Source organism: Thioclava sp. DLFJ5-1, from assembly GCF_002020115.1.
Lineage (GTDB): Bacteria > Pseudomonadota > Alphaproteobacteria > Rhodobacterales > Rhodobacteraceae > Thioclava > Thioclava sediminum.
The window spans coordinates 189,856-213,283 of record NZ_MPZU01000001.1; the positions used below are offsets into that span (position 1 = coordinate 189,856).

Sequence of the window (23,428 nt, forward strand, 5' to 3'; positions counted from 1 at the left end):
CGCCCAAGAGGTGGCTCACGGGAGGACGATATGACCACGCATAAGCTCTTCATCGACGGCGAATACCGCGCCGCGCAATCGGGCAAGACCTTCGACAAGATTTCCCCCTCGACCGGCGAGAAGATCGCCGATGTGCATGAGGCACTGGCCGAGGATGTGAATGACGCGGTGGAGGCGGCGCAGGCGGCGCTGAAAGGCCCCTGGAGCCAGATGCCGAAGGCGCAACGCTGCGACCTGTTGATGAAGCTCGCCGACGCGATCGACGCGCGCAAGGCCGATTTCATGGAAGCGGAAGTGGCCGATACCGGCCACACGCGCGGCTTTGCCGAAAAGGTCGAGATCCCGCGCGGCGCGGCCAACTTCCGAATCTTCGCGGAGATGCTCAAGAACACAGGCGGCGAGTATTTCCACATGGATACCCCCGACGGCACGGGCGCGGCCAATCTCGAACTGCACCGCCCGAAAGGCGTGATCGGGGTGATCTCGCCCTGGAACGCGCCGTTCCTGCTGATGACGTGGAAGGTTGGCCCGGCGCTGGCTTGTGGCAATACGGTCGTCGTGAAACCCTCCGAGGAAAGCCCCGCCACCGCGACCCTGCTGGGCGAGGTGATGAACGAGGTGGGCATTCCGAAAGGCGTCTATAACGTGATCCACGGCTTCGGGCCGGAAAGCGCGGGCGAATTGCTGACCCAGCATCCGGGCGTCAACGGCATCACCTTCACCGGCGAGACCCGCACCGGCGAGGCGATCATGAAACAGGCCGCGGTGGGTCTGCGCGACGTGTCGTTTGAACTCGGCGGCAAGAACCCCGCCATCGTCTTCGCCGATGCCGATATGGACAAGGCGATCGAGGTCACGATGCGCTCGTGTTTCGCCAATACCGGGCAGGTCTGTCTGGGCACCGAGCGGATTTACGTCGAACGCCCTGTGTTTGACGAGTTCGTCAGCCGCCTGAAAGCGGGGGCGGAAGATCTGATCCAAGGCGGCCCGGATACCGACGGCGCGACCATCGGCCCGCTGATCTCCGCCGAGCATCGCCAGAAGGTGCTGAGCTATTACAAAAAGGCCGCCGATCTGGGCGCGCAGATCGTCACCGGCGGCGGCACGCCGGACTTCCCCGAAGGCGATTACCGCAACGGGGGCTTCTTCGTCGAACCGACCATCTGGACCGGCCTGCCCGAAGACAGCCCCATCGTGCGCGAGGAAATCTTCGGCCCCTGCTGCCACATCCAGCCCTTCGACAGCGAAGAGGAAGTGATCGCGATGGCCAATGACACCAATTACGGGCTGTCGGCCACGATCCTCACCGAGAACCTCTCCCGCGCGCATCGCGTCGGCGGGCAGATGGAGGCGGGTCTCGTCTGGGTCAATTCGTGGTTCCTGCGCGATCTACGCACGGCCTTCGGTGGCTCGAAATCCTCCGGGATCGGACGCGAAGGCGGGGTGCATTCGCTCGAATTCTACACCGAGCGGACGAACCTCTGCCTTAAGCTGTGAGCGCCAGCCTCGTCTCAAGGCTTGTGCGCGCGTCCCGGCTTGTCCGGGGCGCGCGTTCGCGTAACTGTGGACGCGGAAAGGGAATGTCATGAACCTGCGCCAGCTTCGCTATTTCATCGCCGTGGCCGAGGAACTGCATTTCGGTCGCGCGGCCGAGCGGCTTCATGTCTCTCAGCCGCCGATCACCCGCCAGATTCGGGCGCTGGAAGAACAGCTCGGCGCGCAGCTTTTCAACCGCACGCCGCGCGGTGTCGAACTGACGCAGGCGGGGGCGCTGTTTCTCGATGAGGCGCGCAACATCGCGGCGCTGCTCGATCAGGCGGCGGACCGGGTCCATCGGGCGTCCGAGGGCGGGCTTGGCCGGATCGACATCGCGATCTTCGGCACCGCGATCCTCAGCTTCATCCCGCGGATCATCCTCGAATTCAAACGCCGCTATCCGGATGTGAAAGTGGTGATGCACGCGCTCGACAAGCTGGCGCAGATCGAGGGGCTGCAGAACCGCTCGATCGATCTGGGCTTCAACCGGATGCTGACGCCGGTGCCGGGTCTCGCGATCGAGGAACTGGCCTCGGAGCCGCTCTATATCGTCGTGCCCGATCCGGGGCCTTTCGCGGATCGCGAGAGCGTCGCGCTGTCGGAACTGGCGCGCGAACCGATGATGCTGTTTCCCGCCAGCCGCGCGCAGGGGTTCGTCGAGAAGGTCACGGGGCTCTGCCACGAGGCGGGGTTCGCGCCCAATGTCGCGCAGGTCGTGGGCGACGGCTTTACCGCGATGGCGCTGGTGGCGGCGGGGTTCGGCGTCTCGGTCGTCCCGCAATCGATCACATCGGTCATCATGGAGGGCGTGAAATGCCTGCCGATCAGTGATGTGAGCGAGACCGCGCGGGTCGATATCTCCTGCATCTCCCGAGAGGGTGACACGTCCCCGATCGTCGCGAACTTCCTCGAAGTCGCACGCAGTTTAAGCCAATAAATTCCGCCACTTGCGAAACGTTCTTCATGCGACAGACCGGACGTGATCCGGGTACTGCATCATGCCATATGACGGGTTTCCTCTTACACGGAGCGATGCGCCTTCGGTATCGAAACCCGGACTAAATGGTATTTGATCGTATCGCCTTTTCTGCCCCAATCTCGGTCCACGGACACGCCGAGGAGGCCCCGACACGCGGGGAATGAGGGCGCGTCCCGAGACAGAGGAGCAGTCATGCCGGTAATCCAGATCAACCTTATGGAAGGCCGCACCGAGGCGCAGAAAGAAGCGCTGATGCGCGAGGTCACGCGCGCGGCGGTCGAGACGCTGGGCGTCAAGCCGCAGGCCGTTCGGATCATGCTCAACGAGCTGCGCTCGGGCCATTACGCGGTCGCGGGCGAGCCGAAATATGCCGAAACGAGCGAGCAACCCGCCGCCTCGAACGGCACAGCCCCGACCAATGGCCACGAGAAGGCCCCCGCAAACTGACCGCATTCACCTTATCGAGCTTTAGGGAGGACACCATGAGCTTTCAGGAACAGATCCACGATATCGCGCAGCTTGCCTGCATCGAACTTTTCACCCCCAAATTCGAGGAAAGCTTCTGGTTCTTCCACGACGTTCTGGGGATGACGCCCACCGAGGATGACGGCACCTCGTGTTACCTGCGCGGCTACGAGGACCGCTATCACCATTCGCTGAAGCTGACCCGCTCGGACAAGGCCGGCATCGGCATGGTGGGCTGGCGCGCGTCGTCTCCGCAGGCGCTGGAGCGCCGCGTGGCCGTGCTCGAGGCCTCCGACAATCCGGGGAAATGGGTCGAAGGCCACAAGGGCTATGGCCGCGCCTATGAATTCACTACGCCGGACGGCCACAAGCAGCACCTGTTCTGGGAGGTCGAGTATTACGAGGCCCCGGCAGAGCTGAAATCGAAGCTGCTCTCGCGCGCCCAGAAGCGTCCGCTGCGCGGGGTGCCGGTGCGTCGTCTGGACCACGTCAATCTGCTCTGCTCCGACGTGACCAAGAATGGCAAGTTCCTGCAGGACAATCTCGGCTTCCTGAAGCGTGAGAACGTGGTCTTCGGCGGCTCGGACGAGTTGGCCGCGTGGTTCTCGGTCAGCCCGCTCGTGCACGAGGTCGCCTTCACCAAGGATCAGGCCGGTCCGGGCAACCGTCTGCACCATGTCGCCTTCTGGTATGGCAATCAGGGCCAGATGCTCGACCTTGCCGATATCTTGCAGGAATACGATGTCACGATCGAAGCGGGCCCGGCGAAGCACGGCGTCTCTCAGGCCTATTTCATGTATGTCTACGAGCCCGGCGGCAACCGCATCGAGCTGTTCGGCGACACCGGCTACCTGATCTTCGATCCGGACTGGAAGACGCTGACCTGGGACGAGAGCAACTTCTTCAACGGCGGTGGCGTCTGGTTCGGCGGCGAGCTTCCGCAGGACTTCTTCGTCTATGGCACGCCGATCGTCGAGGCCGCGATGGCCGAGGCGGAAACCAAGGACGAAGTGGCCGAGCCGGCCGAGTAATACCTCTCCGCAGTTTCGGAGACTGGCCATCCCCTCGGGGGTGGCCTTTTTCGTTTTGGCGCGGAAAGGGCCGCGCCCGACCTCGGGTGGGCGCTGTACGCGCTCTGTGGCTTGGCGCTTAATCTCGCAAGCCCGTAGACCGGTTACACCCGCGACGCCTTCGCCAATGCGCCCTCCCGGGGGGAGGTCGGGCGCGGCCCGGGGCTGGTCGCCCCGCGCCAAGTAGATCCCGCCCCCTCCAAAGGTATCACCGAGGTAATCCCCGATACCTCCGCGGTATGTTTTCCTTCCCCCGTCCTGCGCGGTACAACCTCCCACAAAGAGGAGGCTTTCATGCACGCACTGACCCATGACGGGGTGACGCTCCACATTCTCGACCAGGGCCCGCGCGACGGGCGCGTGGTGATGTTCGGCAATTCGCTCGGCAGCGATCTGCGGCTCTGGGAAGCACTGATCCCGCATCTGCCCGAAGGGCTGCGGCTGATCCGCTTCGACAAGCGCGGGCATGGGCTGAGTGATTGCCCGCCCGGCCCCTACAGCATCGAGGACCTCTCGGGCGACGCTGCCGCGATCTGCGATGCGCTCGGGCTTCGGGATGTGACCTTTATCGGCCTCTCGATCGGCGGGCTGATCGGCCAGAGCCTCGCAGCGCGCCGTCCTGATCTTCTGCGTGCGCTGGTGCTGATGGACACCGCCGCCAAGATCGGCACGCCCGAGATGTGGAACGAGCGGATCGCCAATGTGCGCCGCGACGGGATCGCGAGCATCTCCGACGCAATCCTCGCACGCTGGTTCGCGCCCGGTTTCGCCGAGTCCCACCCGGCGGAGTTCACGCTTTGCCGCAACATGCTCGAACGCGGGCCCGACGAGGGCTATGCGGGCTGCTGCGCGGCGATTGCCGGGGCCGATCAGACCGAGGCAACGCGGGCGCTGACGCTGCCAGTGATGGCGATGACGGGTGCGGATGACGCCTCGACCCCGCCCGATCTGGTGCGCGCAACGGCAGAGCTGTGCGGCGCCGAGTTCCACGAGATCGCGAAAGCGGGCCACCTGCCCTGTTACGAGCAGCCCGAGGCTGTCGCGGCGCTGCTGAAGGATTTCTTGGACAGGACCTGAGCCAAGCAGGGCGCGCGCCGGTCCGTGGGATGGCGCGCGCGACTTTTCCGCTTTAGCGATTGATGCCTGCCACGCCCCTCCATCAGTGAAGCGGCGTGCCCGGCTGCAGATGCGCCAGCCCGTCGGGACGGACCGGCGCGCGCCCTGCGCCTTCGGCGCGTACCGGGCGCAGCTCTCTACACCGCTTCCAGCGCCACGGCGATGCCTTGACCCACGCCGATGCACATCGTGGCGAGCGCCCGTTGGCCCTTGCGGCGCACCAGCTCCAGCGCCGCCGTGCCGGTGATCCGCGCGCCCGACATGCCCAAGGGATGGCCAAGCGCAATCGCGCCGCCATTGGGGTTCACGCGGGCGTCGTCATCCGCAATACCGAGATCGCGCAGCGTGGCCAGACCTTGGCTCGCAAAGGCCTCGTTCAGCTCGATCACGTCGAACGCGTCCTGCGTCAGCCCCAGCCGCGCCATCAGCTTCTTGGACGCAGGCGCGGGCCCGAACCCCATGATCCGCGGCGGCACGCCAGCTGCGGCCCCGCCGGAGATCTTCACCAGCGGCGTCAGCCCGTGTTTGCGCACGGCGTCCTCGGAGGCGATGATCAGCGCCGCCGCGCCATCGTTCACGCCGGACGCATTGCCCGCCGTGACCGTGCCGTCAGGCCGCACGATTGGCCGCAGTTTGGTCAACGCTTCCAGCGTGGTGCCGGGGCGCGGATGTTCGTCACTGTCGACCACGACCGGCTCGCCCTTGCGCTGCGGGATCGTGACCGGGGTGATCTCCTCGGCCAGCCGACCCTCTTCCATCGCCTTTGCGGCACTTGCTTGCGAGCGCAGCGCGAAGGCGTCCTGATCTTCGCGGCTCACGCCGAAATCATCGGCCACGTTCTCCGCCGTCTCGGGCATCGAGTCGACGCCATGCGCCTCTTTCATCAGCTTGTTCACGAAGCGCCAGCCGATGGTCGTGTCATAGACCGCATTGGCGCGGCTATAGGCAGCCTCGGCCTTCGGCATCACGAAGGGCGCGCGCGACATGCTCTCGACGCCGCCGGCGATCATCAGATCGGCCTCGCCCGCCTTGATCGCGCGCGCGGCGGTGAGGATCGCATCCATCCCCGAACCGCAGAGCCGATTGATCGTCGTCCCCGGCACATTCACCGGCAGACCCACAAGCAGCGCGGACATGCGGGCCACGTTGCGGTTATCCTCGCCCGCCTGATTGGCGCAACCAAAGATCACGTCCTCGACCGCCTCCCAATCGACGCCCGTATTGCGCGCCATCAGGGCTTTCAGCGGGATCGCCCCTAGATCGTCGGCCCGAACAGACGCCAGCGCGCCGCCGAAACGGCCGATCGGGGTTCGGATATAGTCGCAGATATAAGCGTCACGCATCGGCCAACTCCTCGGGACAGATCAGGTCACCCACCTCGCCCTCGACATGGAGGGTCGCACCGGTGACGGATTGCAGCTCCTCCATCGAGATCGCGGGGAGCTTTTCGCGCAGGACGAAGCGGCCATCCACCACGTCCACCACGGCGAGCGAGGTGTAGACGCGGGTCACACAGCCCACACCGGTCAGCGGGAAGGTGCAGGCCTCGACCAGCTTCGGCTGGCCCTTCTTGGTGACGTGGTCGGTGATGACGGCCACGCGCTTGGCCCCGTGCACGAGGTCCATCGCCCCGCCCACCGCCGGCACGCCTTTCGGCCCGGTCGACCAGTTCGCCAGATCGCCGCTCTCGGCGACTTGGTAAGCGCCGAGGATCGCCACGTCGAGATGCCCGCCGCGCACCATCGCGAAGCTGTCGGCATGGTGGAAGAAGGCGGTGCCGGGTTTCAGCGTGATCGCCTTCTTGCCGGCGTTGATCAGGTCCCAGTCCTCCTGACCGGGTTCGGGCGCGCGGCCAAAGCCGAGAACCCCGTTTTCCGTGTGAAAGATCGCCTCGCGGCCTTCGGGCTGGAAGCGCGCGACCATCTCGGGAAAGCCGATCCCGAGGTTCACATAGGCGCCGTCCTCGATGTCCTGGGCGGCGCGCCAGGCGATCTGTGCATTGCTCAGTTTCTGGGTCATGGGTGATGGGCTCCGGCGCGGTTCAACTCTTCTTCCTGGGCGGGGTTGGCGACCTCGACGATCGCATCCACGAAGATGCCCGGGGTGACGATGACTTCCGGGTCGATCTCGCCCGGCTCCACCGCTTTCGTGACCTGCACGACGACCCTTGAAGCCGCCGTCGCCATCAGCGGCGAGAAGTTGCGCGCGGCCATCCGGTAGGTGAGATTGCCGAGCGCGTCGCCCTGCTCGGCCTTGATCAGCGCGTGATCGGCCTTGAGCCAGCGCTCCATCACGTAGTCACGGCCGTCGAACTGCTGCACCGGCTTGCCCTCGGCCAGATCGGTGCCCACGGAGGTCGGCGTGAAGAAGCCCGGAATGCCCGCACCGCCTGCGCGGATACGTTCGGCCAGCGTGCCTTGGGGCACCAGTTCCAGCTCGATCTCACCCGCCAGATACGCTTGGGTGAACACCGTCGGGTCGGCCGAGCGCGGGAAGGAGCAGATCATCTTCTTGACCATACCCTGCTCGATCATCGCGGCGATGCCGACATGGCCGTTGCCTGCGTTGTTGTTGATCACGGTCAGCCCCTTGGGCGAGCCGGTTTCGAGAAAGCGGTCGATCAGGGCGTGGATCAGTTCGATCGGGGCCCCCGAGCCGCCAAAGCCGCCGATCATCACCGTGGCGCCGTCTTGAATATCGGCCACGGCTTCGGTCAGCGAGGAAAGTCTCTTGTCCATTTGCGGTCCTCCTGAGGGCTTGGATTTAAACCTGCGTGGGACGGCTTTCCACGGATTTCGTGCGCATCTTGACATTTGTTCGCATCGCGAGAAAACCTGTTCGCATGTTGAACAAACCGACCGATTTCATCGCCTCTTTCGCGAAAGGCCTGCGCGTCATCGAATGTTTCGGGGCCGAGACGCCGCGGCTCTCGATTGCCGAGGTGGCGCAGGCGACGGGCTTCGACAGGGCCACCGCGCGGCGCTGCCTGCTGACGCTGAACGCGGAGGGCTACGCGGAATACGACGGCAAGTTCTTCACGCTGACGCCGAAGGTTCTTCGGCTCGGGATGGGGGCGCTGGCCTCGCTGCCGCTGCCGCAGATCGTGCAGCCGTGGCTCGATCAGCTGACGGATCGGATCGGGCAAAGCTGCTCGGTCTCGATCCTCGACGGCACCGAGATCGTCTATCTCGCGCGCGCCGCCCAGCGGCGGGTGATGTCGATCGGGCTGATGCCGGGGTCGCGGCTGCCGGCGCATTGCACTTCGATGGGGCGCGTGCTGCTGGCCGCCCTGCCCCCGGAGGAAGCCCGCGCCGCCGTGGAGGCGTCGGACCTGACGCCGCGCACCGCCTATAGCCTCACCGATCCGGGCGAAATCCTCGCGCGCATCGATCAGGTGCGCCGCGACGGCTTTGCGGTGATCGATCAGGAGGTGGAGATCGGGCTGCGCTCCATCGCGGTGCCGCTTTACGACATGCATGGGCGGGTCGTGGCCGCGCTCAACACCGGGATGGCTGCGAGCGCCGATCCGGCGGAGACGCTGATCGAGACCTATCTGCCGGAACTCACGCGGGTGCAGACCGGGCTGCGGCGCGTGCTGCGCTAAGGCTCACCCCGCCACGGTGATCTCGGTGTCCCATTGCGCGCAGAGCGCCATGAGCGCGTCGGGCAAGGGCTTGTCGATGAAGACCCGGTCGATATCGGAGAGCGAGGCGAGCCGCACCGGCGCGGAGCGTTCCAGTTTCGACGCGTCGGTCACCAGAAAGCTCTGCCGCGCCTGCCGCAAGATCCGGCGGCTCACGCGCACTTCGGCCAGATCGTAATCGAGCATGTCGCCGTCAGCATCGAGCGCCGAGGTCCCGATCACCGCGAAATCGGCTTTGAACTCGCCCATGAAATCCGCCGTCAGGTCGCCGACCAGCCCGCCATCCGAGCGGCGCAGGTTGCCACCCGCGACGAGGATATCGCAGCTCTCATTGGCCAGCAGGATATTGGCGACGTTGATGTTATTCGTGACCACGGTGATGTTGCGATGATGCAGAAGCTCGCGCGCCACCGCCTCGGTCGTGGTGCCCAGCGTCAGCACGATCGAGCTGTTATCGGGGATCGCCTGCGCACAGGCCCGCCCGATCGCCGCCTTCGCCGCCTCGTTCATCCGGCGGCGCTCTTCATAGGCGAAATTCACCACGCCGGTGCGGATCACCGCCCCGCCATGCACGCGCTCCAGATGCCCCGCCTCGGACAGCTCCGTCAGATCGCGACGGATCGTCTGGACCGAGACATTGAAGCGTTCGGCCAAGGCCTCGACCACGACGCGGCCCTCGTCGCGCGCGATCTCGAGAATTTCGGACTGTCGGAAATTGAGCGCCATCCTGCCCCCCTTTTGGGCCTTGCTGACACAGGTTACCGACAAAGTCATGTCTTGGCAGTGTTTTTGTGTGAAATCACCGGCGACGGTGTGGCGCGGTCAGTTCAGGCTCAGCCCCTCGATCCGGGCGCGGATCGCGCTGTCGGTGTCGTCGCTGTCGCCCGACAACGCCAACCCCACAAGCTGCGTCGGCTGGCCTCCGAAAGCGCGCTGGTAGTCACGCGCCAGATCCACGCTCTCGGAATGCGTGCCGGTGCCCGCCGGGCGCAGCACCACGGTCTTGCCGCGCGCCCCCAGATAGGGCGAGGGCAGCAGCGCCCCGCGCCCATGCTTGCCGCCCCAGACATACATCAGCACGCGGGCTTCCTTCACCGCCAGAAGCTTGCGGATGCTGGCCCCTTCATTGGCGCGGGCGACGGCCTCGGGCATGAAGACGAAATAGAGCGACAGATCGCGATCGTCCCCGCCCTTGCGGTCGAGCGGCGTGGGCGGGACGCTCTGGCTGACCGACCATTGCCACGCGGCCTTGCGCGTGCCCCACTCGGCGCGCGGCAGCGCCCGCCAGATCAGCGACACCGAGCCGTCCGAGCGCATCGCGACACCATTGGCCGATTGCTGCCAGTCGTTGGAGGAGAACAGCGAAAACCGCTGCTCGGTCCAGCCGCCGAAGATCGAGGCCGGGGCGAGGCTCGGCATCAGCGCAGCGCAAAGGCTTGATGCGAGAAAGGCGATCGACAGGCGGCGCATGGCACTCTCCTCTTGCTTGGGTGACAGGGCTACGCAAAGGACCGCCGCGCCGGATCACTCGGCCCGGGCCGCGCGCATAGACCCACGACCGTCACTGAAGGCTGTCGAGGCGCAGTACCGCTTTCAGATCCTCCATCGTGGCGCGGACGATGTCGGCATTCTCGTTCAGCCCATCGCAAATCCCGAGTGCCGCCTGATTCTCGCAAAATCGCGGCAGGAGGCGGGCGCTTGAGGCGCAGACACTGGCGACATTCCCGAGCGTGTGCAGCGCCGCGCGGAGTGTCGCGATTTCGTCCTCGGTGAAATCGGCCCGGCTGCCGCCGACCGCGTTGGCACTCACATTCATGGCGACCCCCGTTTGCCCAGTCCCGCGGGGTCAGAATTATCACGGAAACTTACATGTCAGATACGTCAAATCGTTATTGGACCGTCAGATATGATCGAAGTTCTGTGCGTAGTGTCACGCAATTGCGTTTTGCAAAGCCTCTCTGAGCGAGTCGGAGGAGAAGGGTTTCTGGACGACCGAGCAGGGCGGGTAGATCGCCAGCAGGTCAGGCGCAGACCCGTAGCCCGTGGCCAGCACGAAGGGCACCCCCATCTTGTGCAACCGTTCGGCGACCGGCACGGATTGCTCGTCCCCGAGATTGACGTCGAGCACTGCGAAATCGGGTCGCGCGCCCTCAAGCCATGTCAGCGCGCCTTCCACCGAGGAGGTGATCTTGACGTCGCGCGCGCCCAGATCCTCCAGCACACCGGCGGCATCCATCGCGATGATGAGCGTGTCTTCCAGCACCAGCCCCTGCCCCGACAAGCGGAACGCGGCGCCGGTCTGCGCGGCGGGCGACGCCGCAACGTCGCCCTCCGTGCCGGGCTGATCGATCAGCTCCGCGATCGTGGTCGGCGGGATGCGGAATTGCGCCTCCACCCCGGTCATCTTGTAGGAAATCTCGGCATCGCCGCGCAGCTCGTGCGGGATCGAGTTCTCGATGATGATCGACCCGAAGCCGCGCCGTTTCGGCGGGGTGACGGGCGGACCGCCGCGCTCTTTCCAGTCGATCAACAGACCGCCACTGTGATCGGTGGAGAGCGCGATCTCGACGCGCCCGCCGCTGTCGCACAGCCCGCCATATTTGATCGAATTCGTCGCCATCTCGTGCAGCACCAGCGCGAGCGTCGTATAGGCCTGCGGCGAGATCAGCGCATCGGGTCCGGTGATGAGGACGCGCTCGGCCTTGCGATCGGCATAGGCCGCGAATTCGCACGAGATCAGCCCATGAAGCGAGGCGGGCTCCCAGTGCTCGGCCGTCAGCTGGTCATGCGCCCGCGCCAGCGCCTGAATGCGCCCATCGAGATTGTCGGTGAACTCTTCGAGCGAGCGCGCCGAGCTGCGCGACTGCGCCAGCAGTCCGCGCATCAGGTTCAGGATATTGCGCACCCGGTGGTTCAGCTCCGAGATCAGCAGTTCCTGATGCTCCTGAGCGCGCTTGCGCTCGGCAGAGGTCGCGTCGGTGATCTTGAGGAAGATCTCCAGCAGCACCGTGCGCAGTAGCTCCGCCGCGTGGCATTGCTGGTTCGTCCAGGGGGCCGAGCGCCCGGTGACCGTCTCGCGCCAGACCTCGAAGCTCTTGCGCGGCGTGAGCCGCACGCCGTTCGGGCCAAGCTGCGCGGGTTTCGTGGGATCGCCCGCCCATTCGACCGTATCCGCGATCTGACGGCGGAACAGCACGAGATAGTCGCGCGGCCGTTTCGAGATCGGAATGGCGAGCAGCCCTGCGGCCCGTTCCGGAAAATCGCGGGCCGGTTCGTGGGCGCGCCCCAGCTGATCGGTCGCGAAGGTCGAGGACCCGATCGACCGGTCCAGCATGCGCGCGATCCCGGCGAATTCCTCCTTGGTCGGCGTCGTCCCGGTCGCGCTGAATTCCTCGTTCTCATAAAGGACGAGCCCGTCATGCGGGATCACCAGACGGATTTCGTCGGAGACGGCCATCAGGCTTTCCGACAGCGCCTTGCCATCGGCCATATGCCCCATCAGCGTGCGCTGCAGGCTGGCCGTATCGGATTGCGCCTGCTTGCGCTCCCCATCCTCGAACTTGCTGAGTTCATAGGAAAACATATGGGCGTACATCTCGATCGCGGTGCGCAATTCGTAATCGATATAGCGCGGGTGGTTATGGTGGCAGGCGAACAGCCCCCACAGCTCGCCATCGCGCATGATCGAGACCGACATCGAGGCCCCGACCCCCATATTGCGCAGGTATTCGATATGGATCGGTGAGACCGCCCGCGTCACCGCCAGAGACATATCGAGCGGCTGCCCGTTCAGATCGACCCCGGGCAGCACCGGCGCACCGGGATCGTCCACATCCGCGATCAGCCGCAGCAGTGCGCGTTTATACAGCGCCCGCGCCTGCACCGGGATATCGCTGGCCGGGAAGCGCAGCCCGTCATAGAGGCGCTGCTGGTCCTTGCGGGTCTCGGCGATGACCTTGCCCGACTGGTCGGGCTGAAACTGGTAGATCATCACGCTGTCGAAGCCCGAGAGCGCCTGCAGCCCCATCGCCGCATCGCGCGCAAGCCGCTCCAGTCCCCGGTCGCGGCGCAAACGCGCGATCTGCGGGTAGACATCGGTCATCACATCGCGCCCGCGCGTCTCCAGCTTCGGCTCGAATTCGACGACCAGATACGGCCCCGAGGCATGCAGCGAGACGTCGAAACTCTTCCCGTTCGCTTTCAGCACCACACCGAACAGCCGCACCGCCGTCTCGCCGCCCTCTGCCGTGCGCAGGCTCGCGCGGATCCGATCAAACCCGTCCGAGACGATCAGATCGGCAAGTGGACGGCCAAGCGCCTCCTCATAGGACATGCCGAGGATCTTCTCGAGATTGGTCGAGGCATGCTGCACGATCCAGTCGCTCGAGAGCGCCAGAAGCGCGCCGTAGCTCTGGACCCGGCCCAGTTGGTGGATCGGCTCGCGGTCGCAATCGGTCAGATCGACGGGGCGCTGGCTGGGTGCGGGGCTGGTATCGGAGGTCACGTCGGCTCCTTGGGCGTCAAATCGGTGTCTGCCGCGATCCTGCCGGGCCGCGGATGGTCAATGGAATTGGAGGCAAGCGCCGGTGCGAGAGCGTCGGACGTTGTGCCCGCCCCCTGCGCCTGCACGGCCTGCGCGAAAAGATGGAAGCCTCGCGTCGCATCGGCGACAATACGAGTTGCGCGCGGCTCTGCGGGCCTCAGCGCGTCGAGCGTCGCGCAATGCCGTTTCCACAGCGCCCCGGCGGCAGGTGCCTGAAAATAAAGCGGTTTGGCCTCGGCCGGGGTCTCGGCGAAGACCTTGCGGTCGATCACCTGCGTCCCGAGCCGCGAGCCCAGCACGAGATAGTCGACCGCCAGCGGGTCGAGCAGCCCCTGCTCTGCGTCCGGGGCGGGCACCGGGTGCACAGGACGGCCCAGCCGCGCCAGATCCCGGTCGAGCCGGTCGAGCAAATCGCTCAGCAATCCCGCGCAGAGCGCGCCGGGAGCCGCATGGCGCGCCAAGACGCCAAGCCCTGCGGCCTGCGCTGCGAGAAACCAACCCAGCTTCTGCTCCGGGGCCGCGAAGAACTGGGAGAATTGCGCCTCGCCCGCCTCATGCGCGGCGGAGGTCTCGTGTCTCAGGATTTGTCGAAAGGACACCGCATGCGAAGGCGCGGGCCTGTGAATCTTGGTCATTACAAACCCGTCTGCGGCGTGTCGTAGAAGCTGGAATATCTTTAACGCCGGACCTCGGCAAAGGTTTCTTTATGGGAACCAGAATAGCAGATTCCGGTTCGCGCGCGCGGGAATTCGCAGTGCGCAGGGCCACGCGGTCCGCTCTCCGATGCGCCCTCTCCGCCCTTCTGGCCGCCCCCCGCAGGCAATGCTTTCGACCATTAACCTCAAATTAACCTCGCTTGCGCGACGGTTAACGCGAGGTCAACCAAGCGCGCGCCCCGTCGCCTCCCGACCTCGCGAACCGAGTGAAGGAGTGGGATTGTGATCATCAGCGGCGCATCGCTCGACATTCTGATGCTGACCCCGTGGTTTCCGAACCGCCCCGACGGCTGGCCGAGCCGCTTCGTCGCCGACAGCGCGCGGGCGCTCGCGCGGCAGGGTCACCGCGTCCGGGTCGGCGTGCTGCGCGGGCTGACGCCTGCGGGTACGGCGCGGTTCGCCTCGCCCGAGCATCGCGGAGAGATCGACGCCGCGCGCTTCCCCGAGATCGACGAAATCCGCCTCGCGCGCTACCCGACCTTGCCGGGCGGGCTCATGCGCAAGCTGACCAATCGTACGCTCGACCGGGCGCTCACGGCGCTGGCGGGCGAGATGATCGCCGCGCGCCGCCCCGATGCGATCCTGGTGCAGACAGAGACCCTCGCCCCAGCCGCGCAGGCGTTGGCCGCGCGGCTGGGACTGCCTGTGGTCGGCGTGCTGCACGGCGAGAACAGCAATTGGCGGTATCTCTGGACCAATGGGCAGGCCGAGCGGTTTCGCGACGCCCTGGGCGGGCTCGACCGGCTTGTCGTCGTGGGCGAACCGCTGCGCCGTTTCGCGACCGATCTGTCCGGGCGTGGGGATCATATCGAGGTGGTCTGGAACGGGGTCGATCCCGCGCCCGACCGTCCGCCCCTGCGCCTACCGGACGAGGCTCCCCTGCGGCTGGTGAGCGTCGCCAATCTGCATCCCGCAAAGGGGTTGAACCTGCTGATCTCTGCGCTCGGACGGCTTGCCCGCGAGGGGGACGCGCCATGGCATCTGACGATCATCGGCGACGGGCCGGAGCGCGCCAATCTCGCCGCCCAGATTGCGCGGCAGGGGCTTGCGGATCGGATCACCCTCGCCGGTCAGAAACCACATGAAGATGTGCTCGCAAACCTCAGACAAAGCGACATTTTCGTATTGCCGTCGTGGCGGGAGGCTTTCGGGATCGTCTATCTCGAGGCGATGGCCGCTGGCGCGCTTTGCATCGGCGTCGAGGGCCAGGGCCCGGGGCAATTCCTGCGCCACGGCGAGACCGGTTTTCTGGTCGCGCCGCGCTCGGTCGGGGCGCTGGTCGAGACGGTGCGCCCACTGCTGACCGGGCCGCGTACCGAGTGGCGCCAGATTGCGCGCGCCGGCACCCGCTTCGCCCGCGATCATGCCAGTTGGGATGCCCATGCCCGCGCACTGTCCGAGGTGCTGTACATCGCCTGTGCCCGCGCCGTTCCTTACCCGCAGGAGGCACGCCTTGCCGGTTAAGCCTCCCTGCCCCGAAGCCCGACCCGGCCCCGCATTCGCGGTGCTGATCGAGCCCGCGCCCTACATGGTCGCAATGACCGCTGCGCTGGCCGCGCGCTGGCCTACCGGTCTCACTGTGCGCTATATCTCGACGGCGGCCACGCAGAACTGGGCAGACGCCCCGCCTGAAACCGTCCTGCCCGCGAAGCGTCTTTCTGCCCTCGTCACGCTCTGGCGCGAGATCCGCAGCACGCGCCCCACAGTCATTTTCGCCGCCGGTTGGGCGCATCTCCCCGTGCTGGCCGCGATCGTCCTCGGCAAACTCTCGGGCGCGCGGATCATCGCGCTGAGCGACACGTGGATCAGCCCTGCACGCGGGGTGCGCGCGGTGCTCAAACGTCGGATCCTCGCGATGATCGACGGGTTCTGCCCGGCAGGCCAGCGCGCCGCCGACTATCTTCGCCACCAAGGCGTGCCGCCCGAGAAGATCGTCCCCGGACGGATGAGTTCGGACACCGCCGCCATCGCGCGTCACATTCGCACCCTCGGCCCTGAAGGGCGGCAAGAGATGCGCGCGCGGCTTGGGATCGCAGCCGATGCGCCGGTTCTGATGTTTCTCGGGCGGCTCGCCCCCGAGAAAGGGCTGGACCTGCTGCTGGACGCTTTCGCGCAGCTCAACGCCACGGAGGCGCGCTTGATCGTGGCGGGCGACGGGCCGCTTGGCGAGACACTGGCGAAGGCGGCGGCACGCGATCCCCGTATCCTGTGGCGCGGACGGCTCGAAGGGGCGGCGCTGCGCGATCACCTCGCCGCCGCGGATTGCCTCGTCCTGCCGAGCCGCGCCGAACCGTTCGGGCTGGTGATCGGCGAGGCGCTCGCTGCGGGCTGCGGTGTCGTGGCAAGCGGGGCCTGCGGCGCGGTGCCCGACCTGCTGGGCGGGCGCGAGGCCGGGCTGATCGTGCCGCCGGGCGACGCCGGCGCATTGCACGCCGCGCTGGCCCGCGTCTGCGCCGATCCCTATCTGCGCGCCCGGATACGGGCCGATGCGCCTGCGGCCATCGCAGGCTGGTCGAGCGCGGATTGGGCAAGCCAGCTCTGCACGCTGGCCGAGCGGGTGACGCACGACGCCCCGAAAACCGTGCGCGAGGCCAGCTCCGCGCCCGCGCCCAACCGCAAGGCGGAACGCGCATGAGGCTCGCGATCCGCAAACGCGGCCTGTTGCTGGGCCTCGGCATCGCCGCAACCGCCGCGCCGAGCGTCATCTATGTCAACATGATCTTCGGACCCGGCGCGCGTTGGGCGGTGATGGGGGTTCTGGTCCTCGCGCTTCTGCTCAATGGGCGGTTGTGGCGCAAGATACCGGGCGACGGGATGTATTTCAGGCTGGCGCTGCTGAGCTTGGCCGCGCTGTCTGCGCTGTGGTCGAGCGTGCCGCATCTGAGCGGGCCGAAAGCCGCGACCTACGCGTTGACCGCGCTGGCCTTCGCCTCGGCAGGCGCGGCCTGGGCACAGCACACGCGGCGGCGCGATCTCTTCGCGATCCTCTGGCCGCTGCTGGCGCTTGTCCTGTTCGCCGGAGTCGGGGGGCTGCGTTCGGGCTTCGGCACGGTCGAGATGAACGCGGATATCTCGCTCTATCGGGGGCTGAGCGCCAATTCCAACTTCCTCGCCCTGATGATCCTTACCGTCGCGCCGCTACCGCTGTGGCGGCTCGCCCAGCGCCGGATCGGGCGTCAGAGACGGCTGTTCTGGCGCGCGGTGGCACTGATCCTGACGGTGCTGGTGCTGATGAGCCTGTCGCGGGCGAGCCTGCTGTCGCTCACGGTGCTGATCGTGGCCTTTCTTCTGGGGCGTGGCTTCAAGCGGTTGGCGATGGCGGCGGCAACGCTTGGAGCGGTGCTTTCGCTTCTGTGGCTCTATTTCCCGGATCGGGCGGAGGCGCTGACGCAGCGCTATCTCTTCAAGGCGTCCGCACAGACCGAGCCCCTGATCGCCTCGCGCGCAGAGACATGGGCAGCCACGCTCGAAGGGGCCCGCGAGGGCGGAATGTTCGGGCTGGGCTTCGGCGTCTCGTATGGTTTCGACGACTACGCGCTGTCGGCGAGCGCGTCGCACTATGGGCGCGAGAAGACCAATTCGGCGCTGGCGCTGATCGAAGAGGTCGGGCTTGCGGGGGCGGTCCTATTCACCGGAATGCTGCTCCTGATCACGCGCGGCGCGGTTCTCGCGGCCCGGCATGCGCGCCGCCGCAGCGACCGGGTGCTGATGGCGCTGTTGCTAGGCTATCTCGCGGCGCTCTTCACGCATGCGCAGTTCGAGGCATGGCTGCTCTCGCCCGGAGGCGCGGCGACCCCCGCCTTCTGGACCGCGCTGGGAATGACGACCGCACTGGCCAAGCGCATTCGGACCCGGCTCAAGCCCGCTCGGCTCAGCCCGAGCGTGGCCGGCGCGATCGAAGCGGTCCGGGCACGCTTCCCCCAAGCTGCGGTGCGCTCCAATGCCTGATGCCATGCCCCTCCCTGTCCCGCCGCAACCGGGCCCCTCCTCCCGGCAAGGTCCCTTCCGGCCCATCGCCACGCAGGACCTGTCTCGCTTCCCCCGCCCGGTGATCGCGGGCAATCGCAGCTTCGGCTGGCGCGTGGCGTGGTATCTGGTCAATGCGCTCTTCTTCCAATCGGCGCTTCTCGCCCTGATCCCCTCGCGCGCGAAAGCCGCGATCCTGCGCGGGTTCGGGGCGAAAGTCGGCCCCGGCCTCGTCTGCAAGCCGCGCGTCACCATCAAATACCCGTGGCTTCTGGAGATCGGCGCGCATGTCTGGCTGGGCGAGCGCGTTTGGATCGACAATCCCGGCCCGGTGCGGATCGGCGCACATGTCTGCATCAGCCAAGGGGTGCGCATCGTCACAGGCAGCCATGACTGGGCGCGCGGCGATTTCCGCTTCTTCGCGCGGTCCATCGAGATCGGTGACAGCGCATGGGTCACGGCGCATCGCGTCCTGCGCCCCGGCGCGATCGTGCCGCCGCGTGTCGTCGTTCTGGGCGATGTCAGCGCCGGAGACGGGCGCGGCCCGCGCGCGGCATCGGATGGCGTATCGTCGGAAGGCGGTGTCCGATGAGCGTCTCCGTATCGTCCCCCGGCCTTTGCCTTCCTCCTCACCACAATCACCTCCGTCACGCGCAATGCGCAACGGCGCGATTGCATGGGGCCAGATCGGAGGCGGGCTGGTCGCACGGTTGCTAAGCACCCGCTTTGCGCTCGCCGCCTTGGGGGTCGAGGCGATGGGCGCCTATCTTGCAGCCCTCGCTCTGGCGCTGATCGCAAGCATTGTGACCGGCGCGCTGCAAAGCACGACGCTGCGGGCGCTCTCCCTTGCGCCGTTGGCAGAGAGACCGCGCCTCTTCAACGCGCTGATCGGGCTGCATCTGCGGGTGGCGCTCGGCGTGGCGGGGATCGGCGCAGTTCTGGGCCCGCCCGCGCTGGCGCGGCTGTTCGATCTGCCCCCCGCGCTGGCGGATCAGGCCCAGGTCGCCTTCTTCTGCGTTCTGGCGGCGAGCGTCGTCGCGATCGCGCTCGCGCCCTATGAGGCCGCATTGCAGGCACACGAGCGCTTCGGCCTGTTTGCGGCACTCGATCTGGCGCGGGCGGTGGCGCTGATCCCGGTGGCCTATCTCCTAGGCGGGCAGACTACGCCGCCGCTTGCCACATTCGCCGCGCTCTCCGCCGGGCTGAGCCTGAGCGCCACGCTTGCCGGAGCGTGGCGGGTACGCAAATCCCTGCCCGAGACGCGGCTGCACCTGAACTGGATCATCGATATCACCCCCGCACGCGGCCAGACCGCGCTCCTGTCGTGGTCGGTTCTAGGCGGGTTCGCGGCGAGTGCACGCGCGCAGGGCATGGTGCTTCTGATGGCGGCGCTGGGCGGTCCGGTCGCGAGTGCGGCCTATGGGCTGGGCAACCAACTCCCCGCCGCTTTGCGCCAATTCGCCGAAGCCACGCGTCAGGTTCTGGCCCCGCGTATCTATGCCGATCATGCGACAAGAGGCTCTGACGGCAGCATTCCCGGCGCACTCGTCGCCAGCCGGATCGCTGCGCTGATCGCGTTCGGGGCTGCGATCCCGATGGCGGTGAACGCCCCGGCGCGGCTGGCGCTGTGGCTGGGCCGCAGCAACCCCGAGATGGTGATGGTGGTGCGGCTGATGCTGGCGGCACTCGCGCTCGATCAGTTGAGCGCGGGCTTGGGGCTGGCCTTTCTCGCGCGCGGTCGCATCGCATGGATGCAGGGCTGGGGCGCGGCGCTGGCGGTTATTAGCCTGCCTGCGGCCTATCTCGCAGGTCGGGCCAGTGGCGAGATCGGCGCGGCCCTCTGGGTCGCCCTCGCCGTCACTGCGGCGGTCGCCGCGCTACGGATTATGCTTCTGACGCGCCTCTCCCCCGGCACCGCCACACGCTGGGCGCACGAGACCCTGATCCCGGTGCTGACGAGCGCGCTGCCCGTGGCGCTTGGCGCGGCGCTGGTGCAGGGACTGTTGCCCGAAGGTGCGGCGCGGCTGGCGCTGAGCCTCGGGCTCTGCGGGGCGCTCTGGCTCGGGGCAAGCTGGCGGCTGGGGCTGAGCGCGCGAGAACGTGCGCGGCTGACCGCACTCCTGCGACGCCGCCCGGCGGAGGGACCGGCATGAGCGCGCCGCCCCAAAATCCGCGCGCCGTGCTCGCCCATGGGATCTGGGGGCGCGGCGGAGCGGAGGCCGTGGCCGCCTGGGCCCTCGTGGCAATGCGCGAGCGGTTCGATCTGACCGTCGTCACGCGTGGCGGCTTCGACTGCAACGCGCTCAACGCGCTGGCGGGCACCGACCTCTCTCCCGGCGATCTGCGGGTTCTCACCCTTCCCGCGCGAAGCACTATCGGCACGCTTGAGGCCGCGCGGTTCAACCGGGCGCTGGCGGCGCTCGGGCGGGACTACGATCTGCGGGTCTCGCTATCCGGCGTCCGTCGCTGGAACGCGCCCGCGCTGCATCTGCTCTCTGCCCGCGACTGGCATCCCGCGCTCGCAGGGCAAACGGGCCCGCGCGCCAAGATTCTGTGCCGCGTGATCGACGGCCCCGCCCTGCGCCCGCGCCCCGATGACATGGTGATCGCCAATTCGCGTTGGCTGGCGGCGGCGAGCGCCCCGCTTTGCCCCGGCCGGGTCCGCGTGATCGCCCCGCCAGTCGCGCTGGCCGCCGTCCCCGGCCCGACCCGAGACTGGGCGGTACGGCGCGAAGATGTGCTGATCTTCGGCCGGATCGCACCGGAAAAACGGATCGAGCGGGCCATCGCCATCGTCGCGCGCGCTCGTGCCCAAGGGTTTCGCGGCAGGCTCGTGATCGCCGGGCCGGACGGGCCGCCCGATTACATGACCCGGATCCGCGCGCTGATCGCTGGGCAAAATTGGATCGAACGGCTGCCCCCTCAGAGCGGTGCCGCGAAAGCCGCGCTTCTGGGATCGCTGCGCTACGGGCTCAACTGCTGCGAGGTGGAAGCCTTCGGCATCGCCACCGCCGAGATGGCCGCGAGCGGGATGATCCCTCTGGTGCCGCGCGGGACCGGGCAGGACGAAATCGTCTCCGCCCCGGACTGCCGCTTCTCGGACGCGGCAGAGGCCGCGCGCCGCCTGCTGTCCCTGTCGCGCGACGCGGACCTGCAATCCCGGCTCAGCGCTGCCCTGCAGGCCGACGTCGCGCGCTTCGCCCCCGCCCGGTTCACCGCCGCCCTCGCGACCGCGGCTATGGACCATCTCTCTGCCGACCCGATGCCCCAACCGGAGTTCTCCCATGACTTCTCCCCCGCCTGAGATCACCGTATTGCATGTCGTGCCGGACCTGCGCCGCAGCGCCGGAGGGATCGCAGCCAATGCACCCGCTCTGGCGGAGGCGCTTGCGGCGCAGGGCATCGCGAGCCGCTTTCTGACCCGCGCCTTCGACCCGGACGCGGAGATCGCCGCGCGCTGCCTGCGCGCGCCCACGCAAGGTCCGAACGTCGCGCAGCTCGCACGAGCGATGGCCGGGATGCGCGCGCAGGTGCGAGCCGGCGCGCGGATGGTGGTGCATAGCCACGGGCTGTGGGACCCGCTGAACCATGCGGGGCTGCGCCTTGCGATCGATCTGGGGCTGGGCCGGATCGTCAGCCCGCACGGGATGCTGCTGCCATGGGCGCGGGCGCATAAGCGGCGCAAGAAAGACCTCGCGTGGCACCTGTATCAGCGCCGCGATCTGGGGCGAGCGGAGCTTTTGCACGTCACTTCGCAGGCCGAGGCGGAGGCGGTCGCAAACCACTGCCGCGGCGCGCGGATCGCGCAAGTTCCGCTGGGGATCGCCTTGCCGCCGGAGAGTGCACCAACCCGGACGCGCAGCCCGAATGGGCGCAAACGCCTCCTGTTTCTCGGGCGGCTGCACCGGGTCAAGAACCTCGACACGCTGATCCGCGCCTTCGCCGCCTGCGCGCCGCGCGATTGGGAGCTGCGGATCATCGGCCCCGACGAGGACGGCCTGACCCCGGCGCTTGTCGCGCGCGTCGCCGAGCGGGGTGCAGCAGAACGCATCACCCTCGCAGGACCGGTCTGGGGTGCTGCGAAACAGGCGGAAATCGCGGCGGCGGATGCGCTGATCCTGCCGAGCCACACCGAGAATTTCGGCACTGTGGTTGCCGAAGCGCTGGCCGCCGCCCGCCCCGTGATTACCACGACCGGCAGCCCTTGGGCGGAACTGGCCAAGGCGGGCTGCGGCTGGTGGGTCGCGCCCGATCTGGTGGGCTTGGGCGGCGCGATTGCGGCGCTTGGTGCGACCACCGCGCCCGAGCGGGCGGCGATGGGCGCGCGCGGGCGGGCGCTTGTGGCCCGGGCCTATCTCTGGCCGCAGGTCGGGGCGCAGATGGCGGCACTTTATCGGCAGGCCGCGGCCCTGCGTGCGGAGGCTGCACGGAGCGGCCAAGGTGCTGCGGCACAAAACCCTGAGCGTCTCGCCAGACTCATCGGGAGGGCGGGCGAATGAGCCTCATGCTGCGCCACCGGATCGACCGGCTTATGAGCTATCACCTCGCCGAGCGGCTGCCCCAACAGGGTCTTGCGCTGGCGCGGGGCAACGGGCTCAGCGCCTATTGGTTTCGCGAGACGCTGAATTTCGGCGATCTGCTGACGCCCGCGATCCTGCGCCATCACGGTTTCACCCCGGTCCATGCCTATCCCGACCGCGCGCAGCTGACCGCGACCGGATCGGTGCTCGAACACCTGAGGGAGCAATATCGCAGCACGATCCTCGGCTCCGGGTTCATCGATGCGCGCAGCACACGGCGCTTCACCGGGGCGCGGATCGTGGGGCTGCGCGGCGCGCTGAGCCGGGACCGGATCGAGGGCGTGGGCGACGGGGTCATCCTCGGGGATCCGGGGCTTTACGCGACGCGGCTTCTCCTCGGCGGTACCGAGAAACGACCCACCCTGCCCGCGCCGAGCCATGCCTTCGGGCTGGTGGCCCATCACGCCCATCTCGACGCGCCGGAATTTGCGGCACTGAAAGCGCGGCACGGGGCGGCGATCCGGGTGATCTCGCCTGCGGCTCCGCCCGCGCGAGTGATCGCGCAGATCGCCACATGCGAACGTATCGCCTCGGCCTCGCTGCACGGGCTGATCGCAGCGGATGCGCTTGGCCTGCCCGCGATCTGGCTGGCCGCGCCGGGGCTGATCGGCGGGCGGTTCAAGTTCGACGATTACGCCAGCGCGGTGGCCCGGCGCGTCTGGGACCCCGTGGCGCTTACGGGCTCGGAAAGCCTCGCCGATCTGCGCGCCCTCGCGAGCTGCGCCCCGCAAGACGCCATCGATGGCGTGATCGCCGGGCTGGCCCGCGCCTTCACCCAATTCGCCGAGGAGGTCGCCTTCGCATGACCGCGCTT

General features: G+C 67.5%; 22 protein-coding genes. 14 read left to right on the forward strand and 8 right to left on the reverse strand.

Annotated elements, in window-relative coordinates; translation table 11 throughout:
- Positions 1 to 30: 30 nt before the first annotated feature.
- The 5 genes from BMI86_RS00965 (at position 31) to pcaD (ending at position 5,127) form a co-directional block, all read left to right on the forward strand.
- A complete protein-coding gene (locus tag BMI86_RS00965; protein ID WP_078539370.1) occupies positions 31 to 1,497 on the forward strand; it encodes a 2-hydroxymuconic semialdehyde dehydrogenase in 1,467 nt (488 codons plus the stop codon).
- 88 nt (positions 1,498 to 1,585) lie between these two features.
- Positions 1,586 to 2,473, forward strand: a complete 888-nt coding sequence (locus tag BMI86_RS00970; RefSeq protein ID WP_078539371.1) for a LysR family transcriptional regulator — start codon at positions 1,586 to 1,588, stop codon at positions 2,471 to 2,473.
- A gap of 132 nt (positions 2,474 to 2,605) precedes the next feature.
- Positions 2,606 to 2,962 (forward strand): 2-hydroxymuconate tautomerase, encoded by a 357-nt coding sequence (locus tag BMI86_RS00975; protein ID WP_281480082.1) that lies wholly within the window; start codon positions 2,606 to 2,608, stop codon positions 2,960 to 2,962.
- A 35-nt stretch (positions 2,963 to 2,997) separates the two neighbouring features.
- A complete protein-coding gene (locus tag BMI86_RS00980) occupies positions 2,998 to 4,011 on the forward strand; it encodes a VOC family protein (protein ID WP_078539373.1) in 1,014 nt (337 codons plus the stop codon).
- A 333-nt stretch (positions 4,012 to 4,344) separates the two neighbouring features.
- On the forward strand, positions 4,345 to 5,127 hold the full coding sequence (gene pcaD / locus BMI86_RS00985) for a 3-oxoadipate enol-lactonase (protein ID WP_078539374.1): 783 nt from the start codon (positions 4,345 to 4,347) through the stop codon (positions 5,125 to 5,127).
- A gap of 176 nt (positions 5,128 to 5,303) precedes the next feature.
- On the opposite strand, the gene pcaF is transcribed toward pcaD, so the two are convergent.
- From pcaF to BMI86_RS01000, 3 genes are read right to left on the reverse strand one after another with little or no spacing between them, the layout of a single operon-like run.
- Positions 5,304 to 6,509 (reverse strand): 3-oxoadipyl-CoA thiolase, encoded by a 1,206-nt coding sequence (pcaF, locus tag BMI86_RS00990; RefSeq protein WP_078539375.1) that lies wholly within the window; start codon positions 6,507 to 6,509, stop codon positions 5,304 to 5,306.
- A complete protein-coding gene (locus tag BMI86_RS00995) occupies positions 6,502 to 7,185 on the reverse strand; it encodes a CoA transferase subunit B (protein WP_078539376.1) in 684 nt (227 codons plus the stop codon). The genes pcaF and BMI86_RS00995 overlap by 8 nt, the downstream gene beginning before the upstream one ends.
- Positions 7,182 to 7,904: a 3-oxoacid CoA-transferase subunit A gene (locus BMI86_RS01000; RefSeq protein WP_078539377.1), complete on the reverse strand. Its 723-nt coding sequence runs from the start codon at positions 7,902 to 7,904 to the stop codon at positions 7,182 to 7,184. The genes BMI86_RS00995 and BMI86_RS01000 overlap by 4 nt, the downstream gene beginning before the upstream one ends.
- Before the next feature lie 104 nt (positions 7,905 to 8,008).
- On the opposite strand from BMI86_RS01000, the gene BMI86_RS01005 reads away from it, so the two are divergent.
- Complete coding sequence (locus BMI86_RS01005) at positions 8,009 to 8,770, forward strand: IclR family transcriptional regulator C-terminal domain-containing protein (RefSeq protein WP_078539378.1); 762 nt, start codon at positions 8,009 to 8,011, stop codon at positions 8,768 to 8,770.
- Between the two features lie 3 nt (positions 8,771 to 8,773).
- On the opposite strand, the gene BMI86_RS01010 is transcribed toward BMI86_RS01005, so the two are convergent.
- The 5 genes from BMI86_RS01010 to BMI86_RS21375 all read right to left on the reverse strand — a co-directional run bounded on the left by BMI86_RS01010 (position 8,774) and on the right by BMI86_RS21375 (position 13,987).
- Positions 8,774 to 9,535 (reverse strand): DeoR/GlpR family DNA-binding transcription regulator, encoded by a 762-nt coding sequence (locus BMI86_RS01010; protein WP_078539379.1) that lies wholly within the window; start codon positions 9,533 to 9,535, stop codon positions 8,774 to 8,776.
- Between the two features lie 96 nt (positions 9,536 to 9,631).
- Positions 9,632 to 10,279 carry a DUF3047 domain-containing protein gene (locus BMI86_RS01015; protein ID WP_078539380.1) on the reverse strand — a complete coding sequence of 216 codons (648 nt, stop codon included), beginning with the start codon at positions 10,277 to 10,279 and terminating at the stop codon, positions 9,632 to 9,634.
- Positions 10,280 to 10,370: 91 nt separating this feature from the next.
- Positions 10,371 to 10,625, reverse strand: coding sequence for a hypothetical protein (locus tag BMI86_RS01020; RefSeq protein WP_078539381.1), 255 nt, complete (start codon positions 10,623 to 10,625; stop codon positions 10,371 to 10,373).
- A gap of 114 nt (positions 10,626 to 10,739) precedes the next feature.
- Positions 10,740 to 13,313, reverse strand: a complete 2,574-nt coding sequence (locus BMI86_RS01025; protein ID WP_078539382.1) for an HWE histidine kinase domain-containing protein — start codon at positions 13,311 to 13,313, stop codon at positions 10,740 to 10,742.
- The gene (locus BMI86_RS21375; protein ID WP_078539383.1) at positions 13,310 to 13,987 is read right to left on the reverse strand and encodes a hypothetical protein; all 678 of its coding nucleotides are present in this window, start codon (positions 13,985 to 13,987) and stop codon (positions 13,310 to 13,312) included. Before BMI86_RS21375 ends, BMI86_RS01025 begins: the two co-directional genes overlap by 4 nt.
- Positions 13,988 to 14,290: 303 nt before the next feature.
- Between BMI86_RS21375 and BMI86_RS01035 the strand changes: the two genes are divergently transcribed.
- The 8 genes from BMI86_RS01035 to BMI86_RS20820 all read left to right on the forward strand — a co-directional run bounded on the left by BMI86_RS01035 (position 14,291) and on the right by BMI86_RS20820 (position 23,420).
- Positions 14,291 to 15,532, forward strand: coding sequence for a glycosyltransferase family 4 protein (locus BMI86_RS01035; protein WP_078539384.1), 1,242 nt, complete (start codon positions 14,291 to 14,293; stop codon positions 15,530 to 15,532).
- Entirely contained in the window at positions 15,522 to 16,703 is a 1,182-nt protein-coding gene (locus BMI86_RS01040; protein ID WP_168173757.1) for a glycosyltransferase, read from the forward strand. The genes BMI86_RS01035 and BMI86_RS01040 overlap by 11 nt, the downstream gene beginning before the upstream one ends.
- A complete protein-coding gene (locus BMI86_RS01045; RefSeq protein ID WP_078539386.1) occupies positions 16,700 to 18,016 on the forward strand; it encodes an O-antigen ligase family protein in 1,317 nt (438 codons plus the stop codon). The genes BMI86_RS01040 and BMI86_RS01045 overlap by 4 nt, the downstream gene beginning before the upstream one ends.
- Positions 18,017 to 18,020: 4 nt before the next feature.
- Complete coding sequence (locus BMI86_RS01050) at positions 18,021 to 18,626, forward strand: colanic acid biosynthesis acetyltransferase WcaF (protein ID WP_143594652.1); 606 nt, start codon at positions 18,021 to 18,023, stop codon at positions 18,624 to 18,626.
- A gap of 64 nt (positions 18,627 to 18,690) precedes the next feature.
- Positions 18,691 to 20,187: a hypothetical protein gene (locus BMI86_RS01055; RefSeq protein ID WP_078539388.1), complete on the forward strand. Its 1,497-nt coding sequence runs from the start codon at positions 18,691 to 18,693 to the stop codon at positions 20,185 to 20,187.
- Positions 20,184 to 21,338 carry a glycosyltransferase gene (locus tag BMI86_RS01060; RefSeq protein ID WP_078539389.1) on the forward strand — a complete coding sequence of 385 codons (1,155 nt, stop codon included), beginning with the start codon at positions 20,184 to 20,186 and terminating at the stop codon, positions 21,336 to 21,338. Before BMI86_RS01055 ends, BMI86_RS01060 begins: the two co-directional genes overlap by 4 nt.
- Positions 21,319 to 22,533 carry a glycosyltransferase gene (locus BMI86_RS01065; RefSeq protein ID WP_078539390.1) on the forward strand — a complete coding sequence of 405 codons (1,215 nt, stop codon included), beginning with the start codon at positions 21,319 to 21,321 and terminating at the stop codon, positions 22,531 to 22,533. The genes BMI86_RS01060 and BMI86_RS01065 overlap by 20 nt, the downstream gene beginning before the upstream one ends.
- Complete coding sequence (locus tag BMI86_RS20820; protein WP_143594653.1) at positions 22,530 to 23,420, forward strand: polysaccharide pyruvyl transferase family protein; 891 nt, start codon at positions 22,530 to 22,532, stop codon at positions 23,418 to 23,420. The genes BMI86_RS01065 and BMI86_RS20820 overlap by 4 nt, the downstream gene beginning before the upstream one ends.
- Positions 23,421 to 23,428 lie beyond the last annotated feature (8 nt).